The organism is Nocardia sp. NBC_01329 (assembly GCF_035956715.1).
In the GTDB taxonomy this organism is placed as follows: Bacteria; Actinomycetota; Actinomycetes; order Mycobacteriales; family Mycobacteriaceae; genus Nocardia.
Window position 1 is genome coordinate 3931461 of record NZ_CP108381.1, and the last position, 22948, is coordinate 3954408.

Consider the following 22948-nt stretch of genomic DNA (forward strand, 5'->3'; position numbering starts at 1 on the left):
GTGCCGTCGGCCGCCGGTTCTGGAACGCATGTGGCCGGCCCGCCCGGAGAACGGCGACCACCGAGCACTTTCAGCGACGTGAGCCTGCCCAGATCGGACGACGGATACCTCCCGCACCTTCCGCCTCCTCCGGACGGTCTGCTTCCGTGGTCGGGGCCCGCCCCGGTTCTGGAGCGACAGAGCGATGGAGCGCAGCGACTGAGCGCCGGAGTGAAGAACCGGGGTCACGAGGGCCCCGACAGCCCCGCCGCAGGCGGGGCAAACAAACACAGTCGGGGCCCGCCCCGGTTCTGGAGCGACGAAGCGATGGAACGCAGCGACTGAGCGTAGGAGTGAAGAACCGGGGTTAATAGGGCCCCGACCCGCCCCGCCGAAGGCGGGGCAGATAGACACAGCCCCGCCCCGCCGGAGGCGGGGCAAATAGATTCAGTGCTTCTCGGGGCCCAGGTAGTACTCGAAGACCAAGCCCCCGGCCGCGGTCAGGACCAGGATGACACCGAGTCCGAGCAGCCACGGCTCGAAGAAGGCGAAGCCCAGCGCGGTCACCGAGGCGGCACCGGCCAGCAGGATGGGCCAGAAGCTACCGGGTGAGAAGAAGCCCAGATCACCGGCGCCGTCGACGATCTCGGCGTCCTCGTAGTCTTCGGGCCGCAGGTCGAGCCGGCGGGCCACGAAGCGGAAATAGGTGCCGATGATCAGCGACAAGCCCGCGGTCAGGACGATCGCCGTGGTGCCGGCCCATTCGATCCCGGTCCGCGACTGGGCGGTGAAGAAGCCGTAGATGACGCCCACGAGAATGAAGAACACCGTGAGCAGCTCGAACAACCGTGCTTCGATCCTCATCTCAGATCAGTCCTCACTTGCTCTCTGTGGTGTCGGTCTTCACCGTGCGATCGGTGTTGAACGGCTGGGTCGAGGTGGCAACCGGCGATTCGCCGATGGACTCGAGCGCGGCGGCGTTGGTCATCCCCGATTCCCGCGCCTGGATGTAGCGCTGGAACTTGTCCGGCGAGACCGCACGGACCTCGAAGTTCATCATCGAGTGGAACGTGCCGCACATTTCCGCGCAGCGGCCCACGAAGGCGCCTTCCCGGTCGATCTCACTGATCTGGAAGACGTTGTCGGAGTTGTTCTCCTTCGGGTTCGGCATCACGTCCCGTTTGAACAGGAACTCCGGAACCCAGAACGCGTGAATGACGTCAGCGGCGGCCAGCTGGAACTCGATGACCTTGCCCGTGGGGAGCACCAGGACGGGCACCTCGGTGCTGCTGCCGATCGTTTCGATCTTGTTGTAGTGCAGGAACGAAAGAATGTCGTTCTCGGGACGGCCGTGCACCGGACCGGGCTGCGGATGGCCCTCTTCGTTGGTGCGCCCGGCGTATTCCTGCAGCTGCTGCTGGTTGGCGTCCTCGCGAACGGTGTCGACACCGTTGTAGGTGAATCCGTTCTGCAGGTCGACATCGCGGTAGCCGAACTTCCAGTTCCACTGGAACGCGGTCACGTCGACGACCACATCCGGGTTGTCGACTTTCTCGTGCACGTAGTTCTGCACGACCACGGTGAAGTAGAACAGCACCGCGATGATGACGAACGGGATCGCGGTGTAGGTCAGTTCGAGCGGCACGTTGTAGCCGGTCTGCCGGGGGAACTCCGGCGCGTTCTTCTTCTTGCGGTGGAAGACCACGGTCCAGAAGGTCAGGCCCCAGACCAGCACACCCATGATGAGGGCGGCGACCACCGACCAGGTCCACAGTTCCCGCATCCGGTGCGCCTGCGGAGTGACACCCGAAGGCCAGCCGAACCGCAACCACACATTGTCGATCGAGCAGCCGGAAACGAGCATGGTGGTGATCCCGAGGGATACCACCAGTCCGGCCCGCCGCAGGACACGACCCCGCCGCCGGGCAGGCCGTGCCCCGATCTCGTCGCTCGCCTTGTGCGCCACGCTCAACGCCTTCCTGGTCGCCACACATTCCGACATCGCACGCCCCGGCGGACCCGCCGCCGGGGGTACGGACAAATAGCTCATCCGGGCTTCTCGGGGCGGCTCCGCGCACCACGCGTCACCACCCGGAAGAGTCCGAGTACTACGCAGCGTAGACCAAACACGCGCCCGGTACGCCGTCGGGTCGGCTTCGACACTCCGTACGGTGGCGGACCGGCCGAGCGGAGGTGTATCGCACGGGGAATCGATGCGTGCGGCATACTCGGACACTAGATTTCACCTACCGTGCCGGCTCCCCCGGCGCGGATCCCCGACCAGTGGAAACGAGGTTAGTGCCGCAGTGTGTGGACTGCTCGGATATCTGACGTCCGATACGGCTGCCCCGGAAACGGTGGAGCGGGTGTACGACGCCCTGCACTGTGTGCGGCACCGCGGCCCGGACGAGCGCGGCACCTGGCACGACGACCAGCTGATCTTCGGCTTCAACCGGCTCTCGATCATCGATATCGAGCATTCGCACCAGCCGCTGCGCTGGGGCCCGGCCGATGACCGGCAGCGTTATGCGCTGACCTTCAACGGCGAGATCTACAACTACCTGGAGTTGCGCGAAGAATTGGCCCGCGAGCATGCGGCCGAGTTCGGCGACGAACCCATGTTCGCGACCGAGGGCGACGGCGAGGCCATCGTCGCGGCGTTCCATTATTGGGGCCCCGAGGCGGTTCGGCGGCTGCGGGGAATGTTCGCGTTCGCGATCTGGGACACCCGGACCCGGGAGCTGTTCCTCGCCCGTGATTCCTTCGGTATCAAACCGCTCTTCCTGGCCACCGGCCCGGGTGGCACCGCGTTCGGCAGCGAGAAGAAGAGTCTGCTGGCACTGCTGGCCGATCTGGGTCTCGACGAATCACTCGACCATCGGGCCCTGGAGCACTACACCGTGCTGCAGTACGTCCCGGAGCCCGAGACCCTGCATGCCGGTATCCGCCGACTGGAATCGGGCAGCTACGCGGTGGTCCGTCCCGGGTCTTCGCCGGAGATCAGCCGCTACTTCGTGCCCGGATTCGGGGTGCGGCCGTTCACCGCGGGATCCGAACAGACCCGTTACCGGGAGATCGCCGCGGCGCTCGAGGATTCGGTCGCCAAACATATGCGTGCCGATGTCACCGTGGGCTCGTTCCTGTCCGGCGGTATCGACTCCACTGCCATCGCGGCGCTGGCGATGCGGCACAACCCGAACCTGATCACCTTCACCACCGGGTTCGAGCGCGAGGGTTATTCCGAGGTCGATGTGGCCGCGGAGAGTGCCGCCGCGATCGGCGCCCGGCATATCGTCAAGGTCGTCTCCCCCGCCGAGTTCGCCGCCGCCATCCCGGAAATCGTCTGGTACCTCGACGACCCGGTGGCCGATCCGGCGCTGGTGCCGCTGTATTTCGTCGCGAAAGAGGCACGTAAGCACGTCAAGGTCGTGCTCTCGGGTGAAGGTGCCGACGAACTGTTCGGTGGTTACACCATCTATCGCGAGCCGCTCTCGCTCGCTCCGTTCGAGAAGCTGCCCCGCGGTGTGCGCCGGCTGGCCGGCAAGGTCTCCGAGCTGATCCCGGACGGCACTCGTGGCAAGAGCCTGCTGCACCGCGGTTCGCTCACTCTCGAACAGCGTTACTACGGGAATGCCCGCAGCTTCAGCGATGCGCAATTGCGGTCGGTGCTGCGCGAGTTCCGCCCGGAGTGGACACACCAGGACGTCACGGCGCCGATCTACGCGCAGTCGGCCGGCTGGGACCCGGTGACGCGGATGCAGCATCTGGACCTGTACACCTGGTTGCGCGGTGACATCCTGGTCAAAGCCGACAAGATCACCATGGCGAATTCGCTGGAACTGCGGGTGCCGTTCCTGGACTCCGAGGTCTTCCGCGTGGCCGAGCAGATCCCGCTGGAACAGAAGATCACCAAGGAAACCACCAAGTACGCGCTGCGTCAGGCTCTCGAGGGCATCGTGCCCGGCCATGTGCTGCATCGCGCCAAGCTGGGGTTCCCGGTACCGCTGCGGCACTGGCTGCGCGGCACCGAACTCTACGACTGGGCCCGGCAGCAGATCGCCGAATCGCAGACCGATCATCTGCTGGACAAGGCCGCGGTCACCGCGATGCTCGATGCGCACCGGGCCGGGGATTCCGATCACAGCCGGCGCCTGTGGACGCTGCTGGTGTTCATGATCTGGCACGGGATCTTCGTGGAGGATCGCATCAAACCGGAGATCGCCGAACCGACCTACCCGGTGCAGGTCTAGCCGCTCAGGTCGCCGGACGACACCGAAGAGCCCCGCTCACGATCGTTAGCGGGGCTCTTCGTACGTCGGTCGACCGGCTTCTCAGCGCAGCAGCGGTTCGATCTCCGCGGCCGCCTCGGCGCCGTAGGCCTCACCGAGCCGTTTGAGCGCGGCATCGGCGTCCAGAGTCCATTCCTGGGTGCCCACCGTCTCCAGGACGAGTACCGCGACCAGCGATCCCAGCTGGGCCGCGCGTTCGATGCTCAGGCCCGCGGTATGCGCGGTCAGGAAGCCGGCCCGGAACGCGTCACCGACGCCGGTCGGATCGACCTTGGCGTTCTCGGGTACCGCCTCGACCCGCACCTCGCTGCCGTCGGTATCGACCACCAGGACCCCGTCCTTGCCGAGGGTGGTGACCCGGACGCCCACCCGGGTGGCGATCTCGCCCTCGGTGAGGCCGGTCTTCTGCTTGAGCAGGCCCCATTCGTACTCGTTGGTGAACAGGTAGGTGCTGCCCTCGATCAGTTGGGCGGCTTGATCCCCGTCCAGGCGCGCAAGCTGCTGGGAGGGGTCGGCGGCGAACGGGATACCCAGTTCGCGGCATTCGGCGGTATGCCGCAGCATCGCCTCGGGGTCGTTGGCGCCGACCAGCACCAGATCGAGGTTGCGTTCCTCGGCCATCGCCATGAGCGAGATATCGCCCGCCTCGCTCATCGCGCCGGGATAGAAGGAGGCGATCTGCGCCATGTCCTCATCGGTGGTGCAGACGAAACGGGCGGTGTGCGCGGAATCGGACACCCGGACGACCGAGCAGTCCACCCCGTGGGATTCCAGCCACTGCCGGTACTCGGCGAAATCGCGTCCCACCGCACCGACCAGCAGGGGCGACTGCCCGAGCAGACCCATGGCGTAAGCGATGTTCCCCGCGACCCCGCCACGGCGGATCACGAGGTCGTCGACGAGAAAACTCAGCGAGACATGCTCGAGCTGATCGGGCAGCAGTACATCGGCGAACCGACCGGAGAAACGCATGAGGTGGTCGGTCGCGATAGACGCGGATACAGCAATGGACACGTAGGTGGGCCCCTTCGGAATCAGCGCGAACAAGAAAGTGAACGGAGCTTTGCCCCCGTTCACCGTATCAATTCGCCGGGGCTACGACTACGTGTCGTAACCGGCCTCGCGACATTGTCGACCGCCGCGTAACCCGGTGTAACCGTGAGTGCCGGACCGGCGCTGTCACCGGCCCGGGGGCACTCAGTTGAACGAGTCGCCGCAGGCGCAGGAGCCGGTGGCGTTCGGGTTGTCGATGGTGAAGCCCTGCTTCTCGATCGTATCGACGAAGTCGATCGCGGCACCCTGCACGTAGGGCGCGCTCATCCGGTCGACGGCGAGTTTGACGCCGCCGAACTCCGCGGTCAGGTCGCCGTCGAGGATGCGGTCGTCGAAGAAGAGCTGGTAGCGCAGACCCGCGCAGCCGCCCGGCTGCACCGCGATCCGCAGCGCGAGGTCGTCCCGGCCCTCCTGATCGAGCAGCGCCTTGGCCTTGTCCGCGGCAGCATCGGTCAGCTTCACACCGTGGGTGGTGGTGGCGGTGTCGTTCTGCACACTCATGAACTCTCCTATGGACAGCGTGGTCGGTCCGTGAACAGCGCACGGTTCCCGGGTGTTGCAACACCCTCGGACGGGCTGCTATTCCCCATCTTGCCATCTCTGGGGCTCACGGCCACACCACCGTGCCGCATCCGGTGCCGGGTCCGAAGTGAGCCCGGCCACGACCGGTGCGACGCGTGATCGGCCACACCCCGGCTACCGCCCCGTTCACCACCGGGGCGGGCGACCGATTAGCCTGGTTACCGTGAAGTTGTTCCGACGCGGTGAGCCCAGCGGCACCGACGCGCCCGCTGACGGCTCGCGGGCCGCAACCGCCACCGCGAGCGCCGCCGAGGCCGATGCACCCCCGGCCAAAGCCGCGCCCACGGCGGGCAAGGGCCGGCCCACTCCGAGTCGGCGCGAAGCCGAGGGCAGGCGCCGCGGCCCGGTGGCCCCGCCCCCCATGACCTCGAAGGAAGCGCGCGCTCGCCGTAAGGAGACCCGAGGTTCCAAGGAGGACCGCAAGACGGCCTCCGCGGAACGCCGCGCCGCCGCGCAGGATCGTCGTGCCCGGATGCTCGCGGGTGAGGACAAGTACCTGCTGCCCCGCGACCAGGGCCCGGTGCGTTCGTTCGTCCGCGATATCGTCGACGGCCGCCGCAATCTGGTCGGACTGTTCATGCCGATGGCACTGCTGCTGATCCTGTCCATGTTCGCGGCGCCCGCGTGGCAGTCGATCATCACACTGGCGATGCTGGTCATGATGGTGTTCATGATCGCCGAGGGGTTCCTGCTCGGCCGGATCGTCAACCGCCGGGTCCGGGAGCGCTTCCCGAAATCCACCGATACCGGATTCCGGCTCGGCTGGTACGCGTTCGTTCGCGCTTCGCAGATGCGCAAGATGCGCGCCCCGAAGCCGCGCGTCTCGCCTGGCGACGCGATCTGATCCACGGGTGTCCCGCCCCGTCTCGCCCCTCGGACAGCGCACTCTTGTGCTCGGGGGCGCGCGTTCGGGTAAATCCGCGTTCGCCGAATCTCTCGTCGCCGACGGCGAGGTCCGCTATCTGGCCACCGCGATCCCCGACCCCGCGGATACCGATTTCACCGCCCGGATCGCCGCGCACCGGGCGCGCCGCCCGGCGTACTGGACGGTGGTCGACGCCGCCGATCCGGCGGCCGAGCTGGCCACCGCCCATCCCGGTGCCACCCTGGTGGACGATATCGGCACGTGGCTGACGGCCCGGCTCGACGCCCGCGCCGCCTGGGACGCCCCACGCGGCACCATCACTGCGGATACCGACGTTCTCGTCGAGGCTGTCACCGGGTATCGAGACCGGCTGGTGATCGTCTCCCCCGAGGTCGGGCTGGGCGTGATCCCCGCGACCCGATCCGGTCGCCTGTTCCGCGACGAGATCGGCACTCTGAATCAGCGGCTGGCCCAGATCTGCGATGCGGCCTTTCTCGTGGTGGCCGGTCTGCCGATGCGCCTGAAATGAGCCGGGCCGGGTTCGATCCGATCCGGACACGCACTCCCGCAGCGCCGCACGAACCGGCTCCGTTGTCGGAGTGCGGTGCTTGAATCGGGCGATGCAGACCATGTCGCGCGCTGATATCTGGGCGTCCATCCATCGGGAACGCGCCGCCCTCGCCGACGAACTCGCCGCCCTTACCCCGCACCAGTGGTCGGCTCCGTCCCTGTGCGGCCGGTGGTCGGTGGAAGAGGTGGTCGCCCATCTCACCGCAGCGGCGAATATCGGACGTATGCGCTGGATCCGCAGCATGCTCGGCGCCCGCTTCGATGCCGATCTGCACAATCAGCGGCGTATGCACGAGTTCCGGGGTGCCGATCCGGCAGAGACGCTTGCCCGGTTCCGGGCCGCGGTCCCGAACACCATCGCGCCGTCCGGGCACACCCCTGCCTGGCTCGGTGAGATCGTGGTGCACGGCACCGATATCCGCACACCGCTCGGGCTGCCCGGCGCGCCCGCCCTCACCTCGGTGACCGAAGTCGCCCGTTTCTTCGCCGCACGTGATTTCACGGTCAACGGCCGCACCGCCGCCGAAGGTCTGCACCTGCGGGCCACCGACAGCCCGTTCGATACCGGCTCCGGGCCGGAGGTGAGCGGCACTACTCTCGCACTGGTCATGGCGCTGGCCGGTCGTTCCCGCTACTGCGCCGAACTCACCGGCCCGGGCGTGGCGATCCTGCGCGATCGAACAGGAGCCTGACCCCCGACCACACCGGATACTTCCCCGCGACTGCGCTCGGCCGGGCGCCGCACGACACGCGGCGCGCGGCGGGCAATATTGTCCGAAGGTAGGACGCCGGCCACCGGGAGCGATCCCGCGGCCCGTGCCGCCGCGACAGCACCCGATCGGAAGGCTCGAACAGTGACAGAGGGATTCGCACCCGTTGCCCCGCCGGATGCAGACGCCCGCGCGGCTGCCGAACAACGGCAGGCGTCGCTGACCAAGCCGCCGGGATCGCTGGGCCGGCTCGAGGAACTGGGTAACTGGGTGGCCGCCTGTCAGGGCGTCTGTCCGCCGAAACAGTTCGACCGGGCACGTGTAGTGGTATTCGCCGGTGACCACGGTGTGGCACGGCACGGCGTGTCGGCGTTTCCCAGCGAGGTGACCCCGCAGATGGTCGCCAATTTCCGGGCGGGCGGGGCCGCGGTGAACGCCTTGGCCGGGATCGCGGGGGCCACCGTGCGGGTGGTGGATATCGCGGTGGACGCCGATACCGATCCTGCCGTGAGCACTCATAAGGTGCGCCGGTCCAGCGGGGCGATCGACCGCGAGGACGCGCTCACGGCCGACGAGGTCGCCGCCGCGCTCGCCGCCGGGTCGGCGATCGCCGACGAGGAGATCGACAGCGGGGCCGATCTGCTGGTGGCCGGGGATATGGGGATCGGCAACACCACCCCCGCAACCGCGCTCATCGCCACTCTCACCGGGGTGGAACCGGTCCGGGCGGTCGGCCGCGGCACGGGCGTCGACGATCACGGCTGGATGCGCAAGGTGGCCGCCGTCCGGGACGCCATGTGGCGGGCCCGCCCCGTCGCCCGCGACGGTATCGAACTGTTGCGCGTTGCCGGCGGTGCCGATATCGCCGCGATGACCGGGTTTTTGGCCCGGGCCGCCGCCCGGCGTACCCCGGTGCTGCTCGACGGGTTGATCGTCACGGCGGCCGCGCTGGTCGCCGAGGATCTGGCCGCGGGCGCGGTGAACTGGTGGGTGGCCGCACACCGTTCCACCGAACCCGCGCATGCCGAGGCGCTGGCCAAACTGAAACTCACTCCGGTGCTCGACTTGGAAATGCGACTCGGTGAGGGCTCGGGGGCGCTCACCGCCCTGCCCGTATTGCGGGCCGCCGTCGCGGTTCTCGCGGAGATGGCGACCTTCGCCGACGCGGGTGTCAGCACGGCTACCGGAACCGCCGCTGTCGACCTCCGGAAATGACCGGCGCGATGAGACGACAGCGATGATGCCCGCACCGCTTCGTCTGACCTTCTCCTGGCTCACGGTGCTGCCGGTCCGCGGCCCGAGCGAGGTGGACAGTCGCGCGGCCGGGCGCGCCATCGCACTGGCCCCGGTAGCCGGGGCGGCACTCGGTCTCGCCGCCGCGGCGGTGCTCTGGGTCCTGCATCCCGCGGGCATCGCGGCCGGGTTCGTCGCAGTGGCGGTGCTGGCGCTGCTGACCAGGGGGATGCATCTGGACGGTTTGGCCGATACTTTCGACGGGCTCGGAGTCTACGGGTCGCCCGAACGAGCTCGCGAGGTCATGAAAAGCGGTGGCGCGGGGCCGTTCGGGGTCGCCGCGATCGTACTGGCGGCCGGCGTCCAGGCCGGGGCGTTCACCGCGCTGGCGACCACCGGCCGCTGGGCGGCGGTCGTGGTGGCTGTGGGTCTGGGGCGGGTCGCGGTGGTCGCGGCCTGCCGCCGTGGAATCGGACCCGCGCCGGATGCCTGGTTCGGTGCGATGGTCGCCGGGACCCAGTCCCGGTCTGTCGTATTCGGCTGGGTGACGGCGACCGCGGTAGTGGCGGTCTTCGCGGTACCGGAGCTGCCGTGGGCCGGCCCGCTGATCACGCTGGTGGCCCTGGCCGCCGCCGTGCGCCTGGTCGATCACGGTGTCCGCCGGATCGGCGGGCTTTCCGGTGATCTGCTCGGCGCGGCAGTGGAACTCGCCACCGCACTGGCCGCACTGGGGTTCGCGGTCGCCGTGAACTCTGTCTGAGTCGGTAATCTCGGTCCGGTCCACAAAACCCGGACCGTCTGATGTCACCTGGCCTCAATATTGCGAACGCAGCCTCTCGCCGAGGCGGCGCTGCCCATAAGGTGGGGGTATGTCAGCCGAGCGCCTCTACTTCCGTCAACTTCTGGCCGGCCGGGATTTCGCCGTGGGAGATCCCATCGCCACGCAGATGCGCAATTTCGCCTATCTGGTCGGTGACCGGGACACCGGTGAATGCGTCGTCGTCGATCCGGCCTACGCGGCCGGCGATCTGGCCGATATCGCCGAGAACGACGGATTGAAACTGTCCGGCGTGCTGGTAACCCACCATCACCCGGACCATATCGGCGGCAGCATGATGGGGTTCACCCTGCGCGGAGTCCGGGAACTGCTCGAACAGGCCACCGTTCCGGTGCACGTGAACGATCAGGAGAAAACCTGGGTGGCCGATGTCACCGGTATCGCCCCGAGCGAACTCACGGCCCACGGGCACGGGGACACACTGAGTGTCGGCGCGTTCGATATCGAATTCCTGCACACCCCGGGCCACACCCCCGGCAGCCAGTGCTTCCTGGTCGACGACAAGCTGATCGCCGGCGACACCCTGTTCATCGACGGCTGTGGACGCACCGATTTCCCGGGTGGGGACTCCGACACCATGTTCCGCAGCCTGCGCTACCTGGCGGATATGCCGATCAATCCGGAGGTCTACCCCGGGCACTGGTACTCCCCGGACCCGCATGCCTCCCTGGACGCGATCCGCGACAACAATTACGTACTGCGCCCGCAATCGCTCGGCGAATGGCACGCCCTCATGCCGGGCTGATCAGTGATGCCCGGGTGCCGGGCTCTGAGCCGGGCACCCGGGTCGCCTCCGGTTCGCGGGGGATGCTCAGAGCACCCGCATCCACTGGTGCACATCGGCGAAGGTACCCCGCTGGATGCCGGTGAGCGTGTCACGCAGCGCCATGGTCACCTCGCCGGGCTCCCCACCGCCGACGAAGAATTCACCGTCGGGCCCGCACACCGACCCGACCGGGGTGATCACCGCCGCGGTTCCACAGGCGAAAACCTCGGTGATCTCGCCGGATTCCGCGCCCGCCCGCCAGTCCTCGACAGAGATCTTGCGCTCGGTCACCGGATAGCCGGAGTCCGCGGCCAGGGTCAGCAGCGAATCCCGGGTGATCCCGGGCAGCAGTGACCCGGACAGTTCCGGGGTCACCAGCCGGGCATCGGATCCCGACCCGTAGACGAAGAACAGATTGTTGGTGCCCATCTCCTCGACGTAACGGCGTTCGACCGCGTCCAGCCACACCACCTGATCACAGCCCTTGGCGGTGGCTTCGGCCTGCGCCAGCAGCGAGGCCGCGTAGTTACCGGCCACCTTGGCCTCCCCGGTACCGCCGGGCGCGGCCCGCACGTACTCGGTCGACAGCCACACCCGTACCGGCTTCACCCCGCGCGGAAAGTAGGCGCCGGCCGGGGAACCCAGCAGCAGGTACTTGTAGGCGGAAGCAGGTTTGACGCCCAGTCCCGATTCGGTGGCGAACATGAACGGCCGCAGGTACAGCGACTCCTCACCACCGGCCGCGGGGACCCAGTCCGAATCGACCTCGAGCAGCTGGCGCACCGATTCGATGAACAGTTCCTCGGGGAGTTCAGCCATCGCCATCCGGCGCGCGGACCGGCGGAACCGGGCCGCGTTCGCATCGATCCGGAAACAGGCGACCTGCCCGTCCGGCTGGCGGTATGCCTTGAGCCCTTCGAAAATGGCCTGGCCGTAGTGGAACACCATCGTGGCCGGGTCCAGGGTCAGCGCGGCGTAGGGTTCGACGACCGCGTTGGTCCATCCGTCGGTCTCGGTGTAATCGATGGTGACCATATGGTCGGTGAAATAGCGGCCGAAACCGGGGGCCGACAGAATCTCCTGTACCCGCTGCGCCGGGGTGGGCGCAGGATGAGGGATACGGGCGAACTGTGCAGCAGCGGTCATGACCAGCAGTCTATGTCCTGGGTTCGTGCCGAATCCGCGGTGGTCCGTTCCGCGAGCCCACCCCGGTCCCACCGACCGCGACCGGCACGGTAGACCGGTCCCCGTCTCAGCTGGTGCGTGCTTCGACGAACGGGGGGCGCACCACCGTGCAGCGCAGCGACCGCCCGCGGACGTTCACCGCGACCTCGGTCCCGGCCGTTACCGCCGGATCCAGCAGCGCCAGTGCGATCCCGATCTGCCGGGTCGGCGAGAAGGTGCCCGAGGTGGTCACCCCGACCTTCTCGCCGTCGACCAGTACATCCTGATGCTCGCGGGGGATACCGCGGTCGAGAGCCTCCAGGCCGAGCAGGGTTCGGCGGGGGCCGGCGGCCCGTTCGGCCGCGAGCGCGGCCTTGCCCCAGAAATCCGGTTTGGCCCAGCCCACCGCCCATGAGGCGCGGGCCTGCACCGGTGTGATCTCGGCCGACAGCTCGTGCCCGTGCAGCGGATAGCCCATCTCGGTCCGGAGGGTATCGCGGGCGCCGAGTCCGGCGACCTCGCCGCCGACGGCCCGCACCTGGTCCATCAGCGCCCGGAACAGCGTCTCGGCATCATCCCAGCGCGGCAGCAATTCGTAGCCGTGTTCACCGGTGTAGCCGGTCCGGCACACACGCACCGTCCGGCCGGACCATTCCGCGTCGGTGAAGGCCATATAGGACAGATCGACCGGCAGCCCGAGTGCCGTGAGTACCTCCACCGACCGCGGCCCTTGAACGGCGAAGACACCGTGGTCGCGATGCTCTCCGGTGACCGTGATCGCCGGGGGCGCGGCCGCCGCCAGCTTCTCCACCACCGCCGCGGTATTGGCCGCGTTCGGCACCAGGAAGATCTCGTCGTCACGCACGAAGTAAGCGATGAGGTCGTCGACCACCCCGCCGTCGGAGGTACAGCACAGCGTGTACTGCGCCCGGCCGGGGCCGATCCGTCCCAGATCGTTGGTCAGCGCGGAGTTCACGAATTCGGCGGCGCCGGCGCCGCGAACGGTCGCCTTCCCCAGATGACTGACATCGAACAGCCCCACCGATTCCCGTACCGCAGTGTGCTCGGCGACCGTCCCGGTATACGACACCGGCATCTCCCAGCCGCCGAACGGCGCGAATTTCGCCCCGAGTTCGACATGTACTCCGTGGACAGGGCCCTGTTTCAGCTCGGCGTCGTTCACCCGGCGAGCTTATCCCGGCGCTCGCGGGGAGCGGTCTCCTACCGCGCCGGGCCCCGCCCGCCGGGTGCCGGTCCGGCGGCGGTCAGGCCTCGAACCACATGGGGATCAGCGTCGGACCGTCCTCCGGCAGCGTGTGGGCCTCGCCGGTACGGACGAAACCCTGCCGCGCATAGAGCCGTGCCGAACGTTCGGTGCTGGCCTCCAGATACGCCGGGAGTCCCGCGGCGCTGAATTGCCGGGTCCGTTCGGTGAGGATCGCGGCGCCCGCGCCCCGGCCGCGATACTCGGGCACCGTGATGATGAGCTCCAGATAGCTGTGCGGGAACCTGCGCGGATGCTCACGCGACAGCAGTTCGGTCACATAGGCCGACCGCTGCAACGGACGCAGATCGGGTGCCCTGTCGGCATGCGCCCAGGCGGTGGCGGCATCGGCGACCAGCCGGTCGGCCGAGGTGAGCTTCTGCCAGAGCGAAATCGCCCAGATCTCCTCCTCGCTGCCGGCCACCCACATCTCGTCGTCTCGCAGACCTCGGTCGATGACCAGCGGGACCCATTCGTCGAGGAACTGATCCACGGGATAGTCCCGCATGATCCACTCGGTGACCGCCTCGTCCAAGGTCGCTTTCCGGAAGGCCTCCGTCAGCGGTTCGAGATCACTCGTGCCGGCCCGCCGCACCGTCAGTTCCGTTCCCATAGCGCCTCCTGTGAATGGTGTTATCACTAGCGAACTTATGCGCTCGAACTGCGAGAAACGACTATTTCGTCACGGTATTTCGTGTGATGAAATACCAGTATGACGGCGTGTGTGACCTGCAATGGGACCCTGCGGCAACCGGCCCGGGGCCGGCGGCGGCGATACTGTTCCCGCTCCTGCCAGGCCCGCGCCTACCGGGCTCGCCGCCGGACACCCGCCGCCCCGCCCCGGCCGCGACCACGCCGGTTGTCGGCGCTCACGATCACCCATGCGGCGGTCGCCCTGGCCGACCGCTCGGGCACCGAGGGTCTGACCATGCGCCGCCTCGCCGGTGAACTGGGTGTGGCCACCGCCGCGCTGTACCGGTACTTCGACGATCGAGAACAGCTCCTCGTCGCGATGACCGATCTCGTACTCGCCGAAACACCGCCCCCGCCGCCGCATCTGGCCGGCTGGCGGGCTCGGATCGGATACGAGGCTCAGCAGGAGTGGCAGATCTACCGCCGTCATCCATGGGTCCTCACCGTGCTGGCGCGGCTCCGCCCGCCGCTGGGTCCGGCTCTGTTCGACACCCTGGAACGGACGCTCAGCGCGCTCGACGAATTGAATATGTCCAGGACACAGCTGATGTCGGCGTATCTGAGTTATTCCGCGCTCGTACAGGGACTCGCCCTGGTATGGACCGGCGAACGCTCCGACCGGCTCAGCGGCCCGGAATCGGTCGCCGGAAGGTCGGCCGCACTGGCCGCACTGGCCGACCCCGCCGCGCGCCCCGCCCTGCACAAGGTGTTCGGCCCGGCGGGCCCGTCGCCCGATCTCGATTTCGACGCACTGCTGACCGACGCCGTGGACATGCTGCTCGAAGGCGTCGCGGTGCGCCATCGGGAACCCACCGCATAGCCTGTGGCCATGACCGCAGTCGCAGACCGTCCGCTCGGACCGGAATTGGCACGTACCCAGACCATCGAACCCGGTACCGATGTCCTCGTCATCGGCCTGGCCACGACCGATGACGGTCCCGTCCTCGTACCCGGGGATCTCTTCGGCGATGTACTCGGCACCGACCTGCGCACCCGGCTGCTCGACCAGTTGACGACCGTCGGCGCCACGGGCAAGACCGGACAGCTCGTCCGGATTCCGGCCCCCACCGGCCTGGACAACGCCGCCAGCGTACTGGCCGTCGGGCTCGGCAACGCCGCGGATATCGATGCCGAACAGGTGCGGCGCGGCGCCGGGGTGGCCGCCCGTTCCCTGACCGGGGTCGCGCGCGCGGTCACCACCCTGTCCGGCGTGGACATCGGCGCCGCGGTGGAGGGTTTCTATCTCGGCGCGTATTCGTTCACCCCGTTCCGGTCCGCCAAATCCGCGCCGAAGCCGGAGGCCGCACCGCTGGCCCGGGTCGAACTGCTGGTCCCGGAACCGGATTTCGGCGGCGACGCGCTGCTGCGCGCCCAGCTCACCGCCGAGGCCGTGGCCACCGCCCGCGATTTCGTGAACACCCCGCCGAGCCACCTGTACCCGGCGGAATTCGCGCGCCGCGCGGCGCTGCTGGGCGAGGGCGCAGGTCTCGAAGTCGAGATTCTCGACGAGAAGGCGCTGGAAGAGGGTGGTTTCGGCGGCGTGCTGGGAGTCGGCAAGGGTTCCTCACGCCCGCCGCGCCTGGTCCGGCTCACCTATCGGGGCGGTGACAAGAAGGTCGCGCTGGTCGGCAAGGGCATCACCTTCGATACCGGCGGTATCTCCATCAAACCGGCCGCGAACATGGAGAACATGACCTCGGATATGGCCGGGGCCGCGGCGGTCGTGGCCACCACCCTGCTCGCCGCGCGACTGAGCCTGCCGGTGACGGTGATCGCTACTGTGCCGATGGCGGAGAACATGCCGTCGAGTACCGCGCAACGGCCGGGTGATGTGCTCACCCAGTACGGCGGCACCACCATCGAGGTCACCAACACCGATGCCGAGGGCAGGCTCGTCCTGGCCGATGCCATGGTCCGTGCCGGCGAAGACGACCCGAGCTACCTGATCGACGTCGCCACACTCACCGGCGCCCAGATAGTGGCGCTGGGCACCCGTACCCCGGGCGTGATGGGCACCGACGAATTCCGGGACCGGGTCGCCCGGATCTCCCAGGAGGTCGGCGAGCACGGCTGGCCGATGCCGCTGCCCGAGGAACTGCGTGCCGATCTGGACTCCAAGGTCGCCGATATGGTGAACGCCTCCGCGCACCGGTGGGGCGGCATGCTCCTGGCCGGTACCTATCTGAAGGAGTTCGTCCCGGACGGTGTCGAATGGGCCCATATCGATATCGCGGGTCCGGCCTACAACACCGGCGGACCCTTCGGTTACATCGGCAAAGGCGGCACCGGAGTACCGGTCCGCACCCTCATCGCCGTCCTGGAGGACATCGCCGCGGAGTAGGTAGCTGTCCGGGCGGCGCGGCCGCCCGGCGCACCGCCGACTCCTGCTGTGCAGGTGCTACAGGCCGTCGAGATCACGCTCGGCGGCCCGTTGGCGCTCGATCCGCCGGCGCGCGTCGTAGTCGCGCATCCGCTGCGGGTATCCGGTCCGGCCCACGTCGTACACCGGAATACCCAGGTCCTTCGCCGCCCGGCGGGCGCCCGCCTCCCCGACGATCCGGCGGGTCCACTCCCCGTCGGCGGCAATCAGGACAATAGTGACATCTGTCACAGTGGTTTTCGGCTCCACGAAACCCTCGACACCCGCATGTGCGCACACCCATTCCGCGAGGTACCGCCTATCCGCGCCACCCGGACGGGAAACACCGCTGCGCCCGGACGTGGCACGACGGAAACGGTCCAGTAGTCCCACTGCGGCCGACCTCCTGCTCGCCACCCGAATCCCGCCTCGTCCGGCGGTGATTCCATCGTGCCACCTACCAGAATTGGATGCCCTCCGGAAAACGCGTCGCGCGGCGAATGCAAGGATGGTGGACGGAACAACAACCACACGGATCTCCGGCGCCGCGCAGAATGAACGCCGGCTGGAACACCACCGCGACCCGCGGCAGGATCCACCGGAATGAACTGTTGTAGACCCGTCGAGCAGTTAGAGGAGTCAACGGACATGGCCTTCTCCGTCCAGATGCCCGCTCTTGGTGAGAGCGTCACCGAGGGAACGGTGACACGGTGGCTGAAGCAGGAAGGAGACACGGTCGAGGTCGACGAGCCGCTGCTCGAGGTCTCCACCGACAAGGTCGACACCGAGATCCCGTCCCCCGCGGCGGGTGTGTTGACGAAGATCGTCGCCAAGGAAGACGACATCGTCGAGGTTGGTGGCGAACTGGGTGTCATCGGTGACGCCGGCGAGGCCCCCGCGCCCGCCCCGGCTCCCGAACCGGCTGCCGCCGAACCCGCGCCCGCGCCCGCCGAACCCGCGCAGGAAGCCGCTCCGGCTCCGGCTCCGGCGCCCGCGCAGTCCTCCGCCCCCGCCGCAGACTCCGCGGCATCCGGCACTTCGGTGAAGATGCCGGAACTCGGCGAATCGGTCACCGAGGGCACCGTGACCCGCTGGCTGAAGGCGATCGGCGACGAGGTCGCGATCGACGAGCCGCTGCTCGAGGTCTCCACCGACAAGGTCGACACCGAGATCCCGTCCCCCGTCGCGGGCACCCTGCTGGAGATCACCGCCGACGAAGACGATGTGGTCGAGGTCGGCGGTCAGCTCGGGGTCATCGGCTCCGGCGCTCCCGCGAGCGGATCGGCTCCGGCCCCCGCACCGGCTCCCGAGCCTGCACCGGCACCCACTCCGGCTCCCGCACCCGCTCCGGCTCCCGCACCCGCACCTGCACCGGCTCCCGCCGCCGCACCGGCTCCCGCCCCTGCCGCCCAAGCTCCCGCGCCGTCCGCCGCTGCCAACGGCGCGACCCCGTACGTCACCCCGCTGGTCCGCAAACTGGCCGAGGAGAACGGCGTCGACCTGACGTCTGTCTCCGGTTCGGGCGTCGGCGGCCGGATCCGCAAGCAGGACGTGCTCGCCGCGGCCGAGTCCAAGCAGACTCCGGCGGCGGCACCGGCGGCCACCGCTCCCGCCGCGGCACCGGCCAAGGCGGCCCCGGCCCCCAGCCCCGCGCTGGCGGCGCTGCGTGGTACCACGAAGAAGGCCAATCGGATCCGGCAGATCACCGCGACCAAGACCCTGGAATCGCTGCAGACCACCGCGCAGCTGACCCAGGTGCACGAGGCCGATGTCACCAAGATCGCCGCGCTGCGCAAGAAGGCCAAGGCCGATTTCGCCAAGCGCGAGGGCGTGAATCTGACCTTCCTGCCGTTCTTCGCCAAGGCCGTGGTGGAGGCGCTCGGGGTGCACCCGAACGTCAACGCCAGCTACGACATGAACAGCAAGGAGATCACCTACCACGCGTCGGTGCACCTGGGTATCGCGGTGGACACCGAGCAGGGTCTGCTCTCCCCGGTGATCCACAACGCCAGCGATCTGTCGCTGGCCGGTCTGGCGCGCGCCATCTCCGATATCGCGAACCGGGCCCGCACCGGCGGCCTGAAGCCCGACGAGCTGGCCGGCGGCACCTTCACCATCACCAATATCGGTAGCCAGGGCGCGCTGTTCGACACCCCGATCCTGCTGCCGCCGCAGGCGGGGATGCTGGGCACGGGCGCCATCGTCAAGCGCCCGACCGTGGTCACCGACGAGTCCGGTAGCGAGTTCATCGGCGTCCGGTCGATGTGCTACCTGCCGCTGACCTACGATCACCGCCTCATCGACGGAGCGGACGCCGGCCGGTTCCTCACGACCATCCGGCACCGCCTGGAAGAGGCGGCGTTCGAGGCCGATCTCGGCCTGTAAGGGGCGATGACGATGTCGGTTGTGGTGGCCGGTTCGTCCGGACTGATCGGAACTGCGCTCGTCGCGGCGTTGCGCCGTGACGGGGAACAGGTGATCCGGCTGGTCCGGCGACCGGCCGCCGCGCCGGACGAACGTCGCTGGGATCCCGCACACGCCGAACTCGACCCCAGGATCCTCGACGGGGTCGACGCGGTGGTGAACCTGTGCGGGGCCGGTATCGGTGACAAACGCTGGACCGGCGCGTACAAACAGTTGCTCCGGGACAGTCGGATCACGCCCACCGATGTCCTCGCGACAGCGGTGGCCCGGGCCGGGGTACCGACACTGGTCAATGCCAGTGGAGTCCACTACTACGGTGATACCGGCGATCGCGCGGTCGACGAGAGCGGGCCCGTGGGCACCGGTTTCCTGCCCACGCTGTGTCTCGACTGGGAGGCGGCGACCCATGCCGCGACCGAGGCCGGGACCCGCACGGTACTACTGCGCAGCGCTGTGGTGCTGACCGCGTCCGGCGGACTGCTACCACAACTGAAGACCCTCTTCCTGTTGGGTCTCGGCGGCCGGTTGGGCAGCGGCCGTCAGTATCAACCGTGGATTTCCCTCGACGACGAGATCGGGGCGATCCGGCACGCCCTCACCGACGAATCGGTGCGGGGCCCGCTCAATGCCGTGGGCCCCGCCCCGGTCACCAATGCCGCGTTCACCCGTGCGCTCGGGAAGGCACTGCACCGGCCGACACCGATGTTCGTCCCGGGTATCGGCCTGCGCCTGGTGATCGGCGAGTTCGCCGACGAAGCGATCCTGCACAGTCCCCGCGCCCTGCCACGGGTGCTCGAGGAGACAGGGTACGAGTTCCGTCACGCCACCGTCGGCGCGGCGCTGTCGGCCGCGGTGGGGCGATGACCGATTCCACGACAGCGGTCCGGGACGCCCGGACCTGCGATCTGCCCGCGATCCTGGAGATCCACAACCGCGCCATCGCCGAGACCACGGCCATCTGGGACGACGAACCCGTGGGACTCGACGAGCGAATCGCCTGGTTCCGAAACCGCACCGAGCACAACCGGCCCGTGGTGGTCGCCGAAGTGGGTGGGGAACTGGCCGGATACGCCAGTTACGGGCCGTGGCGGCCCAAGTCCGGCTATCGCCATACCGTGGAGAACTCCGTCTATATCGCCGACCGATTCCAGCGGCGCGGTATCGGCGCGGCCCTGCTGGCCGAGTTGGTCGCCCGCGCCGAGAAAGCCGGTGATATCCACGCCATGATCGCGGCCGTCGAATCGAGCAACACCGGTTCGATCGCCCTGCACGAACGGTTCGGCTTCCGCACGGTAGGCGTACTACCGGAAGTGGGGCGCAAGTTCGGCCGCTGGATGGATCTGACGCTGATGCAGCTCACTGTGGAGGTGAGCGTAACGTCATGAATGTGAACAACACCCGCACCGCAACCCGGTCGGCTCGCTACGACAGCACCCCCGTCGACGTGCGAGAACTGGGTCTCATCGACTACCAGCAGGCGTGGGATCTGCAACGTGAGATCGCCGCCCGGCGCGCGGACGGCGCCGGCGCCGACACCCTGCTGCTCCTGGAACACCCCTCCGTCTACACCGCGGGCCGCCGTACCGAGGAGGCCGACCGGCCGGCCGACGGCAGCCCCGTGATCGATGTGGACCGGGGCGGCAAGATCACCTGGCACGGTCCGGGCCAGCTGGTCGGCTATCCCATCATCCGGCTCGCCGAACCCCTCGACGTGGTCGACTACGTCCGGCGGCTCGAGCAGGCGCTGATCCGGACGGTCACCGATCTGGGCGTCGAATGCGGCCGGGTCCCGGGTCGTTCCGGTGTCTGGCTGCCCGCCGCCGGTCTGCTGCCGGAACGCAAGATCGCCTCGATCGGGATCCGGGTGCAACGCGGGGTCACCCTGCACGGCATCTCGTTGAACTGCGACCCCGACCTCGGCGCGTTCGGCGCCATCGTTCCCTGCGGTATCCGTGATGTCGGTTCGACCAGCCTGAGCCAGGAGCTCGGCCGCGAGGTCACCGTCGCCGAGGTCACGCCACGTATCGCCGAATCCGTTCCGGCCGCGCTCAACGGCGAGATCCCGGTCACCGAGCACGATATTCCGCGGGCCGCCACCCCGGCCGACGCGGACCACGCCGCCGCCACCGCGGCACGCGATCCGAAAGGCGCCACAGCATGAGCGAGTCAGGCCCGGAGACGGCAGCGAAGCGTAACCACGAAGGGCCCTCGCTCATGCGCGATGGTCGCAGCATGACCTCCGCCCAAGCCCCCGCCGGCCGCAAACTGCTGCGGATCGAGGCCCGCAACGCCGAGACCCCGATCGAACGCAAACCCGGCTGGATCAAGACCCGCGCCACCATGGGCCCGGAGTACACCGAACTCAAGGGTCTGGTGAAGCGCGAGGGTCTGCACACGGTCTGTGAGGAAGCGGGCTGCCCGAACATCTTCGAATGCTGGGAGGACCGCGAGGCCACCTTCCTGATCGGCGGCGAACAGTGCACCCGGCGCTGCGATTTCTGCCAGATCGATACCGGTAAGCCTTCCCCGCTGGACCGGGACGAACCGCGCCGCGTCGCCGAGAGCGTGCAGGCCATGGGCCTGCGTTACTCCACCATCACCGGTGTCGCTCGCGACGATCTGGCGGACGGCGGCGCCTGGCTCTACGCCGAAACCGTGCGCGCCATCAAGAATCTCAACCCGAATACCGGCGTCGAACTGCTCATCCCCGACTTCAATGCGAAACCGGATCAGCTCGCCGAGGTCTTCTCCTCCCGCCCCGAGGTATTGGCCCACAATCTGGAGACCGTGCCCCGGGTCTTCAAACGGATCCGTCCCGCTTTCCGCTACGAACGCTCGCTCGAAGTCCTCACCGCGGCCCGCGCCGACGGCCTGGTCACCAAATCCAATCTGATCCTCGGTATGGGTGAGACCCCTGAGGAGGTCACCCAGGCCATGCGCGATCTGCACGAGGCGGGCTGCGATATCCTCACCATCACCCAGTATCTGCGCCCCTCGCCGCGCCACCATCCGGTGGACCGCTGGGTCAAACCCGAAGAGTTCGTGGAACATTCGAAGGTCGCCGAGGATATCGGTTTCGCCGGAGTGATGGCGGGCCCGCTGGTCCGTTCCTCCTACCGCGCCGGGCGCCTGTACGCCCAGGCCATGGAACACCACGGCCGTCCGATTCCCGAGACCATGGCGCATCTCGCCACCGAGGGCACCGCCTCCCAGGAGGCCAGCGCCGTCCTGGAACGGTTCGGGTCCCGGGCCTGAGCCGCGGAGTTCGGACGATCGTCCTCGACACGAATGTCATCTCCGAACCACTGCGCAAGGCGCCCGAGGCCGGAGTGGTCGAGTGGATCGACGCGCAACCCCTCCACACGCTCTATCTGTCGGCCGTCACCGTGGCCGAACTGCGCTTCGGGATTGCCGCTATGCCTCCGGGACGCCGCCGAGACATCCTGAAAACCAGGGTCGAAACTCGTGTCCTGCCGTTGTTCACGGGCCGGGTGCTCGCCTTCGATCTGACGGCCTCAGCGCTTTCGCCGAGGTAATGGCGTCGGCCCGCGCAGCCGGAAGGGCGATCTCCACAGCCGACGGCCTGATCGCGGCCACGGCAGAGTCGGTGAACATGACCGTCGCCACCCGGGATACCGCCCCCTTCGAGGCCGCGGGAGTGCGCGTAATCGACCCATGGGTGTAGTCCGCGGACCTTTGCGGTGCGCGGAGTGACAGCGGCTCGTGCCGACACGTCATAGTGGTGACACCACCGGATTCCGAGGGAGACCACCATGCTGATCGTCGCCGGACATCTCATCGTCGACCCGCCGGCTCGCGCCACCTACCTCGCCGGCTGCCTCGGCGTGGTCGATCAGGCCCGCTCGGCTCCCGGCTGCCTGGATTTCGCGTTGAGCGCCGATCTCACCGATCCCGCGCGCATCAATATCTTCGAGCGCTGGGCCGACCGGGAATCGGTGGAGGCGTTTCGCGGCGCGGGTACCGGCGCGGAGCAGAGTACGGCGATTCGCGGCGCGTCGGTGGCCGAGTACGAGATCGCGGAAATCCGTTCGCTGACCTGATCGCCCGGCTGGAGCTCGAGGCGCTGTAGTAGCGCGGGGATCTGCGACGCCGACATCAGCGCCTTGAACTGCCGGCTGTCGTCACGCCGCTACCACCC

Annotated in this window: 24 protein-coding genes; 16 read left to right on the top strand and 8 right to left on the bottom strand. The window is 68.4% G+C overall.

Annotated elements, in window-relative coordinates; all coding sequences use genetic code 11:
* Nucleotides 1-426 precede the first annotated feature (426 nt).
* Together OG405_RS17860 and ctaC are read right to left on the bottom strand one after the other, a co-directional pair.
* Nucleotides 427-843: a cytochrome c oxidase subunit 4 gene (locus tag OG405_RS17860; RefSeq protein WP_063036634.1), complete on the bottom strand. Its 417-nt coding sequence runs from the start codon at nt 841-843 to the stop codon at nt 427-429.
* A 13-nt stretch (nt 844-856) separates the two neighbouring features.
* Nucleotides 857-1843 carry an aa3-type cytochrome oxidase subunit II gene (ctaC, locus tag OG405_RS17865; protein ID WP_327152387.1) on the bottom strand — a complete coding sequence of 329 codons (987 nt, stop codon included), beginning with the start codon at nt 1841-1843 and terminating at the stop codon, nt 857-859.
* A gap of 442 nt (nt 1844-2285) precedes the next feature.
* Between ctaC and asnB the strand changes: the two genes are divergently transcribed.
* Nucleotides 2286-4229, top strand: coding sequence for an asparagine synthase (glutamine-hydrolyzing) (gene asnB / locus OG405_RS17870; protein WP_327147612.1), 1944 nt, complete (start codon nt 2286-2288; stop codon nt 4227-4229).
* An 81-nt stretch (nt 4230-4310) separates the two neighbouring features.
* On the opposite strand, the gene OG405_RS17875 is transcribed toward asnB, so the two are convergent.
* Complete coding sequence (locus OG405_RS17875) at nt 4311-5282, bottom strand: carbohydrate kinase family protein (RefSeq protein WP_327152388.1); 972 nt, start codon at nt 5280-5282, stop codon at nt 4311-4313.
* A gap of 183 nt (nt 5283-5465) precedes the next feature.
* Nucleotides 5466-5822, bottom strand: a complete 357-nt coding sequence (locus OG405_RS17880) for a HesB/IscA family protein (protein WP_327147613.1) — start codon at nt 5820-5822, stop codon at nt 5466-5468.
* Nucleotides 5823-6066: 244 nt separating this feature from the next.
* On the opposite strand from OG405_RS17880, the gene OG405_RS17885 reads away from it, so the two are divergent.
* From OG405_RS17885 to OG405_RS17910, 6 genes are all read left to right on the top strand, one after another.
* Nucleotides 6067-6747 (top strand): DUF3043 domain-containing protein, encoded by a 681-nt coding sequence (locus OG405_RS17885; RefSeq protein WP_327147614.1) that lies wholly within the window; start codon nt 6067-6069, stop codon nt 6745-6747.
* Nucleotides 6748-6754: 7 nt separating this feature from the next.
* Nucleotides 6755-7297 carry a bifunctional adenosylcobinamide kinase/adenosylcobinamide-phosphate guanylyltransferase gene (locus OG405_RS17890; protein ID WP_327147615.1) on the top strand — a complete coding sequence of 181 codons (543 nt, stop codon included), beginning with the start codon at nt 6755-6757 and terminating at the stop codon, nt 7295-7297.
* A gap of 91 nt (nt 7298-7388) precedes the next feature.
* Complete coding sequence (locus OG405_RS17895) at nt 7389-8030, top strand: maleylpyruvate isomerase family mycothiol-dependent enzyme (protein WP_327147616.1); 642 nt, start codon at nt 7389-7391, stop codon at nt 8028-8030.
* A gap of 162 nt (nt 8031-8192) precedes the next feature.
* Nucleotides 8193-9263 carry a nicotinate-nucleotide--dimethylbenzimidazole phosphoribosyltransferase gene (gene cobT, locus OG405_RS17900; RefSeq protein WP_327147617.1) on the top strand — a complete coding sequence of 357 codons (1071 nt, stop codon included), beginning with the start codon at nt 8193-8195 and terminating at the stop codon, nt 9261-9263.
* A 22-nt stretch (nt 9264-9285) separates the two neighbouring features.
* A complete protein-coding gene (locus tag OG405_RS17905; protein WP_442790578.1) occupies nt 9286-10041 on the top strand; it encodes an adenosylcobinamide-GDP ribazoletransferase in 756 nt (251 codons plus the stop codon).
* A 109-nt stretch (nt 10042-10150) separates the two neighbouring features.
* Nucleotides 10151-10864 (top strand): MBL fold metallo-hydrolase, encoded by a 714-nt coding sequence (locus OG405_RS17910; RefSeq protein WP_327147618.1) that lies wholly within the window; start codon nt 10151-10153, stop codon nt 10862-10864.
* A gap of 66 nt (nt 10865-10930) precedes the next feature.
* Here the strand turns inward: OG405_RS17910 and OG405_RS17915 are convergent, their stop codons facing one another.
* The 3 genes from OG405_RS17915 to OG405_RS17925 form a co-directional block, all read right to left on the bottom strand.
* Entirely contained in the window at nt 10931-12031 is a 1101-nt protein-coding gene (locus OG405_RS17915; RefSeq protein ID WP_327147619.1) for a branched-chain amino acid aminotransferase, read from the bottom strand.
* Between the two features lie 106 nt (nt 12032-12137).
* A complete protein-coding gene (gcvT, locus tag OG405_RS17920) occupies nt 12138-13232 on the bottom strand; it encodes a glycine cleavage system aminomethyltransferase GcvT (protein WP_327147620.1) in 1095 nt (364 codons plus the stop codon).
* A gap of 82 nt (nt 13233-13314) precedes the next feature.
* A complete protein-coding gene (locus OG405_RS17925; RefSeq protein ID WP_327147621.1) occupies nt 13315-13926 on the bottom strand; it encodes a GNAT family N-acetyltransferase in 612 nt (203 codons plus the stop codon).
* A 111-nt stretch (nt 13927-14037) separates the two neighbouring features.
* On the opposite strand from OG405_RS17925, the gene OG405_RS17930 reads away from it, so the two are divergent.
* Nucleotides 14038-14826, top strand: coding sequence for a TetR/AcrR family transcriptional regulator (locus OG405_RS17930; RefSeq protein WP_327147622.1), 789 nt, complete (start codon nt 14038-14040; stop codon nt 14824-14826).
* Between the two features lie 9 nt (nt 14827-14835).
* Complete coding sequence (locus OG405_RS17935; protein WP_327147623.1) at nt 14836-16347, top strand: leucyl aminopeptidase; 1512 nt, start codon at nt 14836-14838, stop codon at nt 16345-16347.
* A 57-nt stretch (nt 16348-16404) separates the two neighbouring features.
* On the opposite strand, the gene OG405_RS17940 is transcribed toward OG405_RS17935, so the two are convergent.
* Nucleotides 16405-16758 carry an oxidoreductase gene (locus OG405_RS17940; protein ID WP_327147624.1) on the bottom strand — a complete coding sequence of 118 codons (354 nt, stop codon included), beginning with the start codon at nt 16756-16758 and terminating at the stop codon, nt 16405-16407.
* 255 nt (nt 16759-17013) lie between these two features.
* Between OG405_RS17940 and sucB the strand changes: the two genes are divergently transcribed.
* The 7 genes from sucB (at nt 17014) to OG405_RS17970 (ending at nt 22850) form a co-directional block, all read left to right on the top strand.
* Nucleotides 17014-18750, top strand: a complete 1737-nt coding sequence (sucB, locus tag OG405_RS17945; RefSeq protein ID WP_327147625.1) for a 2-oxoglutarate dehydrogenase, E2 component, dihydrolipoamide succinyltransferase — start codon at nt 17014-17016, stop codon at nt 18748-18750.
* 12 nt (nt 18751-18762) lie between these two features.
* Complete coding sequence (locus tag OG405_RS17950) at nt 18763-19653, top strand: TIGR01777 family oxidoreductase (RefSeq protein ID WP_327152390.1); 891 nt, start codon at nt 18763-18765, stop codon at nt 19651-19653.
* The gene (locus tag OG405_RS17955; protein WP_327147626.1) at nt 19650-20174 is read left to right on the top strand and encodes a GNAT family N-acetyltransferase; all 525 of its coding nucleotides are present in this window, start codon (nt 19650-19652) and stop codon (nt 20172-20174) included. Before OG405_RS17950 ends, OG405_RS17955 begins: the two co-directional genes overlap by 4 nt.
* Nucleotides 20171-20950, top strand: a complete 780-nt coding sequence (lipB, locus tag OG405_RS17960) for a lipoyl(octanoyl) transferase LipB (RefSeq protein ID WP_327147627.1) — start codon at nt 20171-20173, stop codon at nt 20948-20950. The genes OG405_RS17955 and lipB overlap by 4 nt, the downstream gene beginning before the upstream one ends.
* Nucleotides 20947-22044, top strand: coding sequence for a lipoyl synthase (lipA, locus tag OG405_RS17965; protein ID WP_327147628.1), 1098 nt, complete (start codon nt 20947-20949; stop codon nt 22042-22044). Before lipB ends, lipA begins: the two co-directional genes overlap by 4 nt.
* Before the next feature lie 74 nt (nt 22045-22118).
* A complete protein-coding gene (locus OG405_RS29275) occupies nt 22119-22325 on the top strand; it encodes a hypothetical protein (RefSeq protein WP_442790579.1) in 207 nt (68 codons plus the stop codon).
* 237 nt (nt 22326-22562) lie between these two features.
* Nucleotides 22563-22850: a putative quinol monooxygenase gene (locus OG405_RS17970; RefSeq protein ID WP_327147629.1), complete on the top strand. Its 288-nt coding sequence runs from the start codon at nt 22563-22565 to the stop codon at nt 22848-22850.
* The last annotated feature ends 98 nt before the right edge of the window (nt 22851-22948 follow it).

Bases quoted from the DNA above. Each gene is read 5' to 3' on its own strand.
- OG405_RS17880 (WP_327147613.1), bottom strand. From the start codon at position 5,822: ATGAGTGTGCAGAACGACACCGCCACCACCACCCACGGTGTGAAGCTG.
- lipA (WP_327147628.1), top strand. From the start codon at position 20,947: ATGAGCGAGTCAGGCCCGGAGACGGCAGCGAAGCGTAACCACGAAGGG.
- OG405_RS17895 (WP_327147616.1), top strand. From the start codon at position 7,389: ATGCAGACCATGTCGCGCGCTGATATCTGGGCGTCCATCCATCGGGAA.
- OG405_RS17905 (WP_442790578.1), top strand. From the start codon at position 9,286: ATGATGCCCGCACCGCTTCGTCTGACCTTCTCCTGGCTCACGGTGCTG.
- OG405_RS17860 (WP_063036634.1), bottom strand. From the start codon at position 843: ATGAGGATCGAAGCACGGTTGTTCGAGCTGCTCACGGTGTTCTTCATT.
- lipB (WP_327147627.1), top strand. From the start codon at position 20,171: ATGAATGTGAACAACACCCGCACCGCAACCCGGTCGGCTCGCTACGAC.
- sucB (WP_327147625.1), top strand. From the start codon at position 17,014: ATGGCCTTCTCCGTCCAGATGCCCGCTCTTGGTGAGAGCGTCACCGAG.
- ctaC (WP_327152387.1), bottom strand. From the start codon at position 1,843: ATGCTCGTTTCCGGCTGCTCGATCGACAATGTGTGGTTGCGGTTCGGC.
- OG405_RS17910 (WP_327147618.1), top strand. From the start codon at position 10,151: ATGTCAGCCGAGCGCCTCTACTTCCGTCAACTTCTGGCCGGCCGGGAT.
- OG405_RS17915 (WP_327147619.1), bottom strand. From the start codon at position 12,031: ATGACCGCTGCTGCACAGTTCGCCCGTATCCCTCATCCTGCGCCCACC.
- OG405_RS17935 (WP_327147623.1), top strand. From the start codon at position 14,836: ATGACCGCAGTCGCAGACCGTCCGCTCGGACCGGAATTGGCACGTACC.
- OG405_RS17955 (WP_327147626.1), top strand. From the start codon at position 19,650: ATGACCGATTCCACGACAGCGGTCCGGGACGCCCGGACCTGCGATCTG.
- OG405_RS17950 (WP_327152390.1), top strand. From the start codon at position 18,763: ATGTCGGTTGTGGTGGCCGGTTCGTCCGGACTGATCGGAACTGCGCTC.
- OG405_RS17970 (WP_327147629.1), top strand. From the start codon at position 22,563: ATGCTGATCGTCGCCGGACATCTCATCGTCGACCCGCCGGCTCGCGCC.
- OG405_RS17925 (WP_327147621.1), bottom strand. From the start codon at position 13,926: ATGGGAACGGAACTGACGGTGCGGCGGGCCGGCACGAGTGATCTCGAA.